Origin of the sequence: Knoellia sp. p5-6-4 (assembly GCF_029222705.1) — a bacterium.
Classification (GTDB): Bacteria; Actinomycetota; Actinomycetes; order Actinomycetales; family Dermatophilaceae; genus Pedococcus_A.
The window spans coordinates 401,513-413,060 of sequence record NZ_JARGZF010000001.1 but is presented as its reverse complement, the minus strand read 5'-3'; the positions used below and the strand labels follow the sequence as shown (position 1 = coordinate 413,060).

9 protein-coding genes are annotated in these 11,548 nt (G+C 72.5%); 8 read left to right on the top strand and 1 reads right to left on the bottom strand.

Translation table 11 applies throughout. The features are described 5' to 3' along the window. Positions 1 to 17: 17 nt before the first annotated feature. Positions 18 to 1,016 (bottom strand): AAA family ATPase, encoded by a 999-nt coding sequence (locus P2F65_RS02000; RefSeq protein ID WP_275807212.1) that lies wholly within the window; start codon positions 1,014 to 1,016, stop codon positions 18 to 20. Between the two features lie 426 nt (positions 1,017 to 1,442). Here P2F65_RS02000 and mraZ point away from each other — a divergent pair, with 426 nt between their 5' ends. The 8 genes from mraZ (at position 1,443) to murD (ending at position 11,548) form a co-directional block, all read left to right on the top strand. Further along, positions 1,443 to 1,874 carry a division/cell wall cluster transcriptional repressor MraZ gene (gene mraZ, locus P2F65_RS01995; RefSeq protein WP_275803637.1) on the top strand — a complete coding sequence of 144 codons (432 nt, stop codon included), beginning with the start codon at positions 1,443 to 1,445 and terminating at the stop codon, positions 1,872 to 1,874. Positions 1,875 to 2,058: 184 nt separating this feature from the next. After that, on the top strand, positions 2,059 to 3,039 hold the full coding sequence (gene rsmH / locus P2F65_RS01990) for a 16S rRNA (cytosine(1402)-N(4))-methyltransferase RsmH (protein WP_275803635.1): 981 nt from the start codon (positions 2,059 to 2,061) through the stop codon (positions 3,037 to 3,039). After that, on the top strand, positions 3,036 to 3,764 hold the full coding sequence (locus P2F65_RS01985) for a hypothetical protein (RefSeq protein ID WP_275803633.1): 729 nt from the start codon (positions 3,036 to 3,038) through the stop codon (positions 3,762 to 3,764). Before rsmH ends, P2F65_RS01985 begins: the two co-directional genes overlap by 4 nt. Before the next feature lie 450 nt (positions 3,765 to 4,214). Continuing rightward, positions 4,215 to 5,999, top strand: coding sequence for a penicillin-binding protein 2 (locus tag P2F65_RS01980; RefSeq protein ID WP_275803631.1), 1,785 nt, complete (start codon positions 4,215 to 4,217; stop codon positions 5,997 to 5,999). Positions 6,000 to 6,019: 20 nt separating this feature from the next. Then, positions 6,020 to 7,558 (top strand): UDP-N-acetylmuramoyl-L-alanyl-D-glutamate--2,6-diaminopimelate ligase, encoded by a 1,539-nt coding sequence (locus P2F65_RS01975; RefSeq protein ID WP_275803630.1) that lies wholly within the window; start codon positions 6,020 to 6,022, stop codon positions 7,556 to 7,558. Beyond that, positions 7,555 to 8,970: a UDP-N-acetylmuramoyl-tripeptide--D-alanyl-D-alanine ligase gene (gene murF, locus P2F65_RS01970; protein WP_275803629.1), complete on the top strand. Its 1,416-nt coding sequence runs from the start codon at positions 7,555 to 7,557 to the stop codon at positions 8,968 to 8,970. The genes P2F65_RS01975 and murF overlap by 4 nt, the downstream gene beginning before the upstream one ends. Then, complete coding sequence (mraY, locus tag P2F65_RS01965; RefSeq protein WP_275803628.1) at positions 8,967 to 10,049, top strand: phospho-N-acetylmuramoyl-pentapeptide-transferase; 1,083 nt, start codon at positions 8,967 to 8,969, stop codon at positions 10,047 to 10,049. The genes murF and mraY overlap by 4 nt, the downstream gene beginning before the upstream one ends. Beyond that, the gene (murD, locus tag P2F65_RS01960) at positions 10,046 to 11,548 is read left to right on the top strand and encodes a UDP-N-acetylmuramoyl-L-alanine--D-glutamate ligase (protein ID WP_275803627.1); all 1,503 of its coding nucleotides are present in this window, start codon (positions 10,046 to 10,048) and stop codon (positions 11,546 to 11,548) included. Before mraY ends, murD begins: the two co-directional genes overlap by 4 nt.

Sequence of the window (11,548 nt, the reverse complement as noted above, 5' to 3'; positions counted from 1 at the left end):
GACGTCCCACCCGCCTCTCAGCGGTTGGCCGAGGGGACCGGCACCCTGCGCATCAGGTCGTGCAGGACGTCGGCCGTGGTCCTGCGCGCGAGCTGCGTCTCGCCGGTGGGGATGATCCGGTGCGCGAGGACGGGCACCGCGATCGACTGCACGTCGTCGGGCAGCACGTGGTCGCGACCCTCGAGGGCCGCGTGGGCACGAGCCGCCCGCAGGAGCTGCAGGGTGGCCCGCGGGGAGGCGCCGAGCCGCAGGGCACTGCTCGAGCGGGTGGAGGCGGTGAGGTCGACGACGTACTGCTTGATCGACGGGCTGGTGTAGACCTCGCGCACCGCCCTGACCATCGACGACACCGTCTCCGCGTCGGTCACCGGGGCCAGGTCCTCGAGCGGGCTGGACTGGCCGTGGGTGTCGAGCATGGCGAGCTCGGCCCGGGTCGAGGGGTACCCGAGGGAGATCCGGGCCATGAAGCGGTCGCGCTGCGCCTCGGGCAGCGGGTAGGTGCCCTCCATCTCGATGGGGTTCTGGGTGGCCATGACGATGAACGGGCGGGGGAGGCCGTAGGTCTGGCCGTCGACGGTCACCTGGCCCTCCTCCATGCACTCCAGCAGCGCCGACTGCGTCTTGGGCGAGGCGCGGTTGATCTCGTCGCCGACGACCACGTTGGCGAAGATCGCGCCCGGCCGGAACTCGAAGTCGCGGACGTCCTGGTTGAACACGCTGACGCCGGTGATGTCGCTGGGCAGCAGGTCCGGGGTGAACTGCACCCGGCGCACCGAGCAGTCGATGGACCGGGCGAGGGTCTTGGCGAGCATCGTCTTCCCGACACCGGGCACGTCCTCGAGCAGCAGGTGACCCTCCGCCAGCAGCACGGTGATGGCGGTGCGTACCACGTCGGGCTTGCCCTCGATCACGGAGTTCATGGCCTGCGCGAGCTGCCCGGCCACCTTGGTCACCAGGTCGAGCGAGGCCACCTCGTGCCCGTGGCCGTGGGGGTGCCCGTCGTCGGCTGCGGCCATCTGGTCGTGCACGAGTCGTCCCTCCGTCGGCTCCGTGATCGCCACGTCCGCCGTCCCTTCGTTCGATGTCGATCGATCTTCCCCCACAACGCTCCACCGCGACAGAGGTATGCCGCGGAAGTGACGTCCGGGGAACGCGCTGCGGGGCGTCATCGTGCCCGTTTCGGCGGGTTTGCGGGTCGGGTTCGCGCCGATCCGCTCCAGATCGTCACCGGTCGGTTACCCGAACGGCGTCATGGTCCCCGGTCGGGCCCTGGGCGTCGTCCAGTCCCTCCACTTTGCACCACCGCTGCTGACCTGCGAAAACGTGAGACTCATACCGAAAAATCTGCCGGTTTGGGCAGCAAAGTGGATAACGGTGGAGTAAAGTGGGGCGCACAAGAGGTCGGTGGTGCGGCACAGGCGCCAAGAGGGGAGGTGCGCGGCGTGTTTCTCGGGACCCACAACCCCAAGCTCGACGAGAAGGGCCGTCTGTTCCTCCCGGCCAAGTTCCGCGACCGCCTCGCCGAGGGCCTGGTCGTCACGCGAGGGCAGGAGCGCTGCCTCTACGTCTTCCCCATGGACGAGTTCGTGCGCCTCGCCAACCAGATGCAGCAGGCCCCCACGACCAGCAAGGCGGCCCGCGACTACATGCGCGTCTTCCTCTCGGGTGCCTCCGACGAGGTCCCCGACAAGCAGGGCCGCGTCACCATCCCCGCCGCACTGCGCGAGTACGCCGGCCTGGCCAAGGACTGCACGGTCATCGGCACCGGCGCCCGCGTCGAGGTCTGGGACACCGCCGCGTGGAACTCCTACCTCGAGAGCACCGAGCAGGCCTTCGCCGACCAGAGCGAGGAGGTGATCCCCGGACTCCTCTAGCCGGCGCGGTCCCTGGAGCCAGGTCTCCAGCCGCTTCGCCACCCGAGGCGACTTCCCCCGTCTCGGGCGACAAAGCGGATGGAGACCTGACCGCAGGGCCCACCACCCGCCGCACCCAGCCAGCCGGCAGACGCACCACCCCCGCACCGCCCCGCACCACGCAACACACCAGGAAGAGACGCGCATGAGCACCAGAGGACGAGCCGAGGACCGGCACATCCCTGTGCTGCGCGACCGCATCCTCGACCTGATCGCCCCTGCCCTCGCCGAGCCCGGTTCGGTCTACGTCGACGGCACGCTCGGCATGGGCGGGCACGCGCAGGCGGTGCTCGAGCGCTGCCCGAACGCCCGGCTCGTGGGCATCGACCGCGACCCGGAGGCGTTGGCGCTGGCGGGGGAGCGGCTCGCTCCCTGGGGCGAGCGCGTGACGCTGGTGCACGCCGTCTACGACGAGGTCGCCGCGGTCGTGGCCGACCTCGGCGTCGACGGGGTGCAGGCAGCGCTCTTCGACCTCGGCGTCTCCTCCCTCCAGCTCGACGAGGCCGACCGCGGGTTCGCCTACAGCCAGGACGCGCCGCTGGACATGCGCATGGACCAGAGCCGCGGGCTGACCGCGGCGGACGTCCTGAACACCTACGAGGCCGCCGAGCTCGAGCGGATCCTGCGCGAATACGGCGAGGAGCGGTTCGCCCGCAAGATCGCCGCCGCCATCGTCCGCGAGCGTCGGTCCGAGCCGTTCGTCACCTCGGGCCGCCTCGTGGAGCTGCTCAAGAAGGTGGTGCCCGCGGCATCCCAGAAGAGCGGCGGCCACCCGGGCAAGCGCACCTTCCAGGCGTTGCGCATCGAGGTCAACGCCGAGCTCTCGGCCTGGGCGGCCGCGCTGCCCGCCGCCATCGACACCCTGGCCGTCGGCGGCCGGGTGGCGGTGCTCAGCTACCACTCACTCGAGGACCGGATCACCAAGCGGGTCTTCGCCGCCGGCGCCCGCAGCAGCGCCCCAGAGGGCCTGCCCGTCGAGCTGCCGGAGCACCGCCCCTACCTGCGGCTGCTGACGCGCGGGGCCGAGGAGCCCAGCGCCGCCGAGAAGGCCGCCAACCCCAGATCTGCGTCGGCCCGGCTCCGGGTCGCCGAGAAGACCCGCACCACGAAGGGACAGCACCGATGAGCCAGATGACTGCGACGGCGAGGGTCGCATCACGGGCACCCCAGCGCCGCGCCGCGGCACCCCAGCCGCTCCGGGTGGTCCCGGGCAGGGCCGGCCACCCCGGCAGCGCGATGTTCGCCGCGCTCTGCATGCTCCTGCTCATCGGCGGCCTCATGGGCCTGCTCATGCTCAACACCTCGATGGCCGAGGGCTCCTTCACCCTGCACCGGCTCCAGGCCACCTCCGGGGAGCTCACCGACACCGAGCAGGCGCTGACGGCCGCCATCGACGCCCAGAAGGCCCCGGCCAACCTCGCAGCGCGCGCGGCGGAGCTCGGCATGGTCCCGGCGGACTCCGCCGCGTTCCTCCGCCTCAGCGACGGCGCGGTGCTCGGCGTGGCGACGCCGGCCAAGAAGCGCCCCGGCTTTACCGTGGTGACGGCCCCGCAGGCCAAGCCGACGCGGGCGCAGGCCGCCGGGGGGTCCCAGGGCCTGCTGGCCGAGCCGAAGACCACGATGACACGCAAGGGGGACGTGACGACGACGACCGTGGTGGTGACCAAGCCCGACGGATCCGTCGTGACCACCACCACGAGCGTCAACGCCCGCACGAAGTCGACGACGAGCACCACGGCCACGGCCCGCCCCAGCCGGGCCCAGGGCGCCGAGCGGGGCCAGGGGGCCACCGCGACCGGCCAGCAGAACCGCGGGGCCGTCCCGGCCCAGGCGCCGACCCCCTCCCGGTAGGACACCCTCCCGCCCCGGACCAGCTGGTCCCGACACCACCCGACAGCAGCGACCAGAGGTATCGACGTGACGCAGCCCCGAGGCACTCGCCCGGGCCAGCCCGGCTCGGCGGGAAAGGCCGGCTCGGCCGGCGGCTCCCGGACGCGCGCGCCGCGGACCGCTGCGCCGACGTCGAGCAGCGCGGCGCGCCGCGGCGCGCCGCGCGGTGACGGCACCTCCCACCCGAAGGCCTCCTCGAAGGCGGGGCAGCCCCGCTCCGCGGGTGGTCCGGGCCAGCGACGAGCCCCGGGGGCGCCGGCCCGTTCCCCGCGCGGCACGGCCGCGGGCGCAGCCGGGGTGCCGAGGTCACCGCGGCCCCCGCAGCGCGCCACCCCGCCGCGACGCCCGGCCGGGCGCCCGCCGAAGGGCGTTCGTGTCGGCACCGCCAGCCCGCGGCGCAGGATGCGGGTGATGACCGTGGCGGTGCTGTTCGTGTTCAGCATCTTCGCCGCCCAGCTGCTGCGGCTGCAGGGGTTCGACGCCTCGGCCACGTCGCAGGACGCGCTCGACTCCCGCATGGCCACGGTGCCCATCCCGGCGATGAGGGGACGCATCCTGGACTCCCAGGGCACCGTCCTGGCGTCGAGCATCGAGCGCCGCACCGTGACCGTCGACCAGACGGCGGTGGTGGAGTACAAGAAGACCGTCGACGGCGTCTACACCGAGGTCGGCGTGGCCGGCGCGGCTGCCGACCTGTCGCCGCTGCTCGGCATGCCGGCCAAGGAGCTCGAGCCCGTGCTCACCGGCAGGGCCCGCTACCGCGTGGTGGCCAAGAACATCACGCCGCTGAACTGGCGCAAGATCGCCGCGCTCGGCATCCCGGGGATCTACAGCGAGCCCACATCCGAGCGGAACTACCCCACGTCGACCGCCGCGGCGTCTCTGGTCGGGTTCCTGCGGGACGACGGCAGCGCCGGCGCCGGTGTCGAGGTGCTCATGGACAAGGCTCTCTCCGGCCAGGCGGGAAAGACGGTCTACGAGCAGGCGCTCGACGGCCGGGTCATCCCCACCGGGCACCAGCAGACGACGCCGGCGGTCCCCGGCCGCGACATCCGTCTGACCATCAACTCCGACATCCAGTGGTTCGCCCAGAACGCCCTGGCGCAGAAGGTGATCGAGACCAAAGCCCTGTCGGGCACCGTCGTCGTGCAGCACGCCCGCACCGGTGAGCTCCTGGCCGTCGCGTCCTACCCGACGTTCGACCCCAACACCCCGGGGCAGAGCGCGGGCAACTGGACCAACAAGGCCTTCAACGAGGTCTACGAGCCGGGCTCGACGGCGAAGGTCATCACGTCGGCGGCGGCTCTCGAGGAGGGGGTCGTCACGCCCCACACGGTCGTCGAGGTGCCCAACCGGATCTACCGCGCCGACGGCCGGGCGTTCAGGGACAGCCACGACCACCCCACCGAGTACCTCACCTTCGCCGGCGTGCTGGCCCAGTCCAGCAACATCGGCACGGTGCTGGCCGGGGAGAAGATCCCGTCCTCGAAGATGCACGACTACTTCTACCGGTTCGGCCTGGGCCAGACCTCGGGGATGGGCTTCCCCGGCGAGGGCAAGGGCATCCTCGAGCCCGCCAAGGACTGGGACGGCTCGCAGAGGGTCACGGTCCTGTACGGCCAGGGCCTGTCGGTCAACGCGCTCCAGGCGACCGGCGTGTTCCAGACCATCGCCAACGACGGCGTGCGGGTCCCGCCGCGCCTCATCGCCTCGGTCGGCGACGGCAGGGGCGGCTTCACCCAGGCCACTCCGGCCAAGCCGGTGCGGGTGGTCTCGCCCGAGATCGCCAAGCAGGTCCGCGACATGATGGAGGGCGTCGTCGGCAAGGAGGGCACCGCCCCCGAGGCGAAGATCGAGGGCTACCGCGTGGCCGGCAAGACCGGCACCGCCGACCGCTACGACGCCAAGGCGCGCGGCTACTCCGGCAAGACGGCGAGCTTCATCGGCTTCGCCCCGGCCGACGACCCGCAGCTGGTCGTGTCGGTCACCCTCCAGCGACCCATCAAGGGGTACTTCGGAGGCGTCGTCGCCGGGCCGGTCTTCCGCGACGTCATGACCTACGCCCTGCAGGAGCTCGAGATCCCGCCGACCACCACGACGCCGCCCAAGGTCCGGGTCAAGGCGGAGGAGACACCCGCCAAGGGGGACCCCACCGTGCTCCGCGACACCAAGTCCGACGACGTCCGCCGCAGGTGAGGCCGGTAGTCTCCTCCTTCGTGTCCACCCCCCGCCCCGCGACCGTGCGAGCCACCCTGCTCGCGGACGTGGCAGCGCTCCTGGGGGTGCGGGCGCCCGACGCCGAGGCGGCGGTCACCGGCGTCACGCTCGACTCGCGGGCCGTGGTCCCGGGGGACCTGTATGCCGCCCTGCCGGGCGCGAACGCGCACGGCGCCGCCTTCGCGTCCGGGGCGGTGGGGCGCGGGGCGGTCGCGGTGCTGACCGACCCGGCCGGAGCGGCGATGCTCGAGGACGGCGGCGTCGACGTCCCTCGCGTGGTCGTGGACGACCCCCGGGCAGTGCTGGGCTCGGTGTCCTCCCTCGTCTACGGCACGCAGCGTCTGCCGCTGCGCCTGTACGGCATCACCGGGACCAACGGGAAGACGACCACGGCCTACCTGGTGAGCTCCGCCCTCGGGGCCCTGGGGCAGACCACGGGGCTCATCGGCACCGTGGAGACGCGGATCGGCGACGAGCGCGTCAAGAGCGTGCGCACGACGCCGGAGACCACGGACCTGCACGCCCTGCTGGCCGTCATGGCCGAGCGCGGCCTCGACGCCTGCGTCATGGAGGTCTCCAGCCACGCCCTCGACCTGCACCGGGTCGACGGCGTCGTCTACGACGTGGCCCTGTTCACCAACCTCTCCCAGGACCACCTCGACTTCCACGGCGGGATGCGCGAGTACTTCCTGGCCAAGGCGGCCCTGTTCACCCCGGAGCGCTCACGGCAGGGCATCGTGTGCGTCGACGACGAGTGGGGAAGGGAGCTGGCGGGCCTGGCCACGGTGCCGGTCACCACGCTCTCCTCGCGACCAGACGTGGCCGCCGACTGGCAGCTGGTCGCCGACGACGCCGACCCCATGGCGTTCACCCTGGCCGACGGCGCCACGACGCTGCGGCTGCGCTCGGCGCTGCCCGGCGACTTCAACCGGGTCAACACGGCCCTCGCGGCCCTGGCGCTGCTCGTGTCCGGCCACGGCCCGGCCGAGGTCGAGCGCGCCTGCGCCGCCGACCCCCACGTGCCGGGTCGCATGGAGCAGGTCACGGTCGAGGGCGGCGAGCACCTGCCGCGGGTCGTGGTCGACTACGCCCACACCCCCGAGGCGGTCGCCGCTGCCCTGCGGGCCCTGCGCCCCACGACGCCGGGCCGCCTCGTCGTGGTGCTCGGTGCGGGAGGAGACCGCGACCGGGGCAAGCGCTCGGCCATGGGCCGTGCCGCCGCCGAGCACGCCGACCTCGTCTTCGTCACCAACGACAACCCCCGCACGGAGGACCCGGCCGCGATCCGCGCCGCCGTCCTCGCCGGGGCGCGGGAGGCCGGCACGGCCGCGGAGCTCCACGACGTGGAGCGCCGGTCGCTGGCCATCCCGCAGGCCGTCCACGCGGCATACCGGTCCGGTCCGGGCAGCACGGTCGCCGTCGTGGGCAAGGGCCACGAGACCGGCCAGGAGGTGGCCGGCACCATCCACCCGTTCGACGACCGTGAGGAAGTGCGCAAGGCCTTGCAGCAGCTCATCACCCTGGGAGCAGAGGCATGATCCCCCTGTCGCTGATGGAGATCGCAGACCTGACCGGGGGTCGGCTGCACGGCGTCGACGACGAGCGCGCGGCCGCCCTCGTCATCGACGGCCCGGTCGTCACCGACTCGCGCGAGGCCGGGCCCGGGGGGCTCTACGTCGCTCGCGTGGGCGAGGCCATGGACGGACACCGGTTCGTCGGCGCAGCGGGGCAGGCGGGCGCGGTCGCCGCCCTGACCACGCGGGAGGTGGAGGAGCTGCCGTGCGTGGTCGTCGACGACGTGCAGGATGGCTTCGCCGCGCTCGCCCGGGGGGTCCTGGCTGCACACCCCGACGTCACCGTCATCGGCATCACCGGCTCGTCGGGCAAGACGAGCACCAAGGACCTGCTCGCGAGCGTGCTCTCGGCGGCTGCCACCACGGTCGCGCCGGTCGGCTCGCTCAACAGCGAGGTGGGCGTGCCGCTCACCGTCTGCCGCATCACGCCAGAGACCAGGTTCCTCGTCGTCGAGATGGGCGCCCGGGGCATCGGGCACATCGAGTACCTCACGGGCATCGCCGCCCCCGACATCGGCGTCGTGCTCAACGTCGGCAGCGCCCACGTGGGCGAGTTCGGCTCCCGCGAGGCGATCGGGCGAGCCAAGTCCGAGCTGGTCGCGGCACTCCGGCCCGACGGGCTGGCCGTGCTCAACGCCGACGACCCCGTGGTCGCAGCCATGGCCGCCACGACGGACGCCCGCACGCTCCTCGTCGGCACCAGCCCCGAGGCCGGGCTGCGCGCCACCGACATCGAGCTCGACAGCGCCGGCCGTCCCTCGTTCACCGTCTCCGGCCACGGGCTCGACGCGCCGCTGCGGGTGAAGCTGCCCCTGCACGGCGAGCACCACGTCGGCAACGCGCTGGCCGTGCTGGCGGTCGCCCTGGAGTGCGGCCTCGTTCCGACCACGGCCACCGCGGCCCTGGCCGCCGCCACGCCCGCCAGCCGCTGGCGGATGGAGGTCACCGACCGGCCCGACGGCGTGACCGTCGTCAACGACGCCTACAACGCCAACCCCGACTCCATGCGGGCGGCCCTGAAGGCCCTCGTCGCCATGGGGCACGGCCGGCGCACCTGGGCCGTGCTGGGCTCGATGCTCGAGCTGGGCGAGGAGTCCACCGCCGAGCACGACGCCATCGGCCGGCTCGCCGTGCGGCTCAACATCTCGCGCCTGGTGGTCGTGGGGGAGACGGCGCGCCCGATGGCGACCGGCGCCCAGCACGAGGGGTCGTGGGGCGACGAGGCCACCTGGGTGCCCGACGCGGACGCCGCCTACGACCTGCTGGAGCGAGAACTCGCCCCCGGCGACGTCGTGTTGCTCAAGTCCAGCCGTGACGCCGGGCTACGGTGGCTCGGAGACCGACTGGCCGACACGAAGGAAGGCAGCACGACGTGAAGGCTGTCCTGATCGCGGCCGTGGTCTCCCTGGTCGCAGCGCTCTTCGGCACGCCGATGTTCATCAAGTTCCTGGTGCGCCGCGGCTACGGCCAGTTCATCCGCGACGACGGCCCGACCTCGCACCACACCAAGCGCGGCACGCCGACGATGGGCGGGGCGGTCATCATCGCGGCGTCGCTGCTGGCCTACGGCGTCGCCCACCTGGTGACCCTGACACCGGTGACGATGAGCGGGCTGCTCGTCCTCTTCCTCATGGGCGGCCTCGGCCTCGTGGGCTTCCTCGACGACTACATCAAGATCAGCAAGCAGCGCAGCCTGGGGTTGCGCTCGGGGGAGAAGCTCGCCGGGCAGACCCTGGTGGCCGTGCTGTTCGCGGTGCTGGCGCTGCAGTTCCCCAACGAGAAGTCGCGCACCCCTGCCTCGACGCACATCTCGTTCGTCCGCGACACCAACCTCGACCTGGCCTTCGCCGGGACCATCCTCGGCCTGATCCTGTTCGTCATCTGGGCCAACCTCATGATCGCCGGCACCTCCAACGGCGTGAACCTCACCGACGGCCTCGACGGCCTGGCCACCGGCGCCTCGGTGATGGTCTTCGCCGCCTACGTCCTCATCGGCATCTGGCAGTTCAACCAGAACTGCCAGACCAACCCCGGCATCAAGTGCTACGAGGTGCGTGACGCCCACGACCTCGCCGTCGTGGCCGCCTGCGGGATGGGCGCCTGTTTCGGGTTCCTCTGGTGGAACGCCTCGCCGGCGAAGATCTTCATGGGTGACACCGGGTCGCTGGCGCTCGGCGGCGCTCTGGCGGGCCTGGCGATCACGACCCGCACCGAGCTGCTCGTCGTGATCCTGGGCGGCCTCTTCGTCGCCATCACCCTGTCGGTGATCATCCAGGTCGGCTCGTTCAAGCTGACAGGCAAGCGCGTGTTCCGGATGGCGCCCCTCCAGCACCACTTCGAGCTGGTGGGGTGGAACGAGGTCACCATCGTCATCCGGTTCTGGATCATCGCCGGGCTGTTCGTGGCCCTGGGCCTCGGGCTGTTCTATGCAGAGTGGGTAGTGGGAACAACGTGAGCAGTGCACCTCTCGGGGGACGACTGGACGGGCTGACCAGCGCCGGCGCCGACTGGAGCGGGCTGCGGGTGCTCGTCGCCGGCATCGGGTTGAGCGGCTTCGCGGCCGCCGACGCGCTGCACGAACGCGGCGCCCGGGTCATCGCCGTCGACGGCGGCGACCCCGAGCAGAGCAAGGCCCTGCGCGAGCGCGCCAACATCCTCGACATCCTCGGCGTCGAGGTCCGGATCGGCGCCGAGCACGTGGCGCACCTGCCGTACGAGGCGCCGCTCGACCTCGTCGTCACCTCACCCGGGTGGCGCCCCGACCAGCCGCTCCTCGCGCAGGCCGCGCAGGCCGGCATACCGGTGTGGGGCGAGGTGGAGCTGGCCTGGCGGATGCGTCCGGAGGCGGGCGCCGCCCCGTGGCTCACGGTCACGGGAACCAACGGCAAGACCACCACCGTCAACATGCTCGCCTCGATGCTGAGGGCGGCCGGCCTGCGGGCCACCAGTGCCGGCAACGTCGGCACGCCGATCCTCGAGGCGGTGCTGCACCCGGAACCCTTCGACGTGATCGCGGTCGAGCTCTCGAGCTTCCAGCTGCACTGGTCGCAGTCGCTGGCCCCGCACGCGTCGGCCTGCCTCAACGTCGCCCCCGACCACGTCGACTGGCACGGCTCGTTCGAGGAGTACACCCGGGCCAAGGGCAGGGTCTACGAGAACACCAAGGTCGCCTGCGTCTACAACGTGCAGGACCCCGTCACCGAGCAGCTGGTCATGGACGCGGATGTGCAGGAGGGCTGCCGGGCCGTCGGCTTCACGCTCGGGGTCCCCGGCCTGTCGATGGTGGGCGTCGTCGAGGACGTCGTCGCCGACCGCGCCTTCGTCGAGCAGCGCCAGACGTCGGCCGCCGAGCTCGCCACCCTCAAGGACGTGCAGGGGAGCCAGGCCACGCTCGCACCGCACTACCTGGCGAACGCGCTCGCCGCCGCCGCGCTGGCCAGGGCCTACGGCGTGCCGCCCGTGGCCGTCCGCGACGGGCTGCGCAGCTTCACGCCCGACCCGCACCGGATCGCCGACGCCGGCACCGTCGACGGGGTGCGCTACGTCGACGACTCCAAGGCCACCAACCCGCACGCCGCGGCGTCCTCGCTGCGGGCCTTCGAGCACGTGGTCTGGGTTGCCGGTGGACTGCTCAAGGGGGCCGACGTCGACGACCTCGTGCGCGAGGCGGCGTCCCACCTGCGCGCGGTGGTGCTGATCGGCCGAGACCGGGCGCAGATCGCCGAGGCGCTGGCCCGACACGCACCGGATGTGCCGGTGGTCGACGTCCCCACCACGGACACTGGGGTCATGGACCTCGTCGTGGCCCACGCGGCCGGCCTCGCCCAGCCGGGCGACGTCGTGCTGCTCGCACCGGCGGCGGCCTCCATGGACATGTTCGAGAACTACGGCGCTCGTGGTGATGCCTTCGCCGAGGCCGTCGCCCGACGGGCGTCCCGCACCGAGGGGGAGTAG

Coding starts and splice junctions, on each gene's coding strand:
- P2F65_RS01985 (WP_275803633.1), top strand. CDS start 3,036: ATGAGCCAGATGACTGCGACGGCGAGGGTCGCATCACGGGCACCCCAG.
- P2F65_RS01980 (WP_275803631.1), top strand. CDS start 4,215: ATGACCGTGGCGGTGCTGTTCGTGTTCAGCATCTTCGCCGCCCAGCTG.
- murF (WP_275803629.1), top strand. CDS start 7,555: ATGATCCCCCTGTCGCTGATGGAGATCGCAGACCTGACCGGGGGTCGG.
- P2F65_RS02000 (WP_275807212.1), bottom strand. CDS start 1,016: ATGGCCGCAGCCGACGACGGGCACCCCCACGGCCACGGGCACGAGGTG.
- rsmH (WP_275803635.1), top strand. CDS start 2,059: ATGAGCACCAGAGGACGAGCCGAGGACCGGCACATCCCTGTGCTGCGC.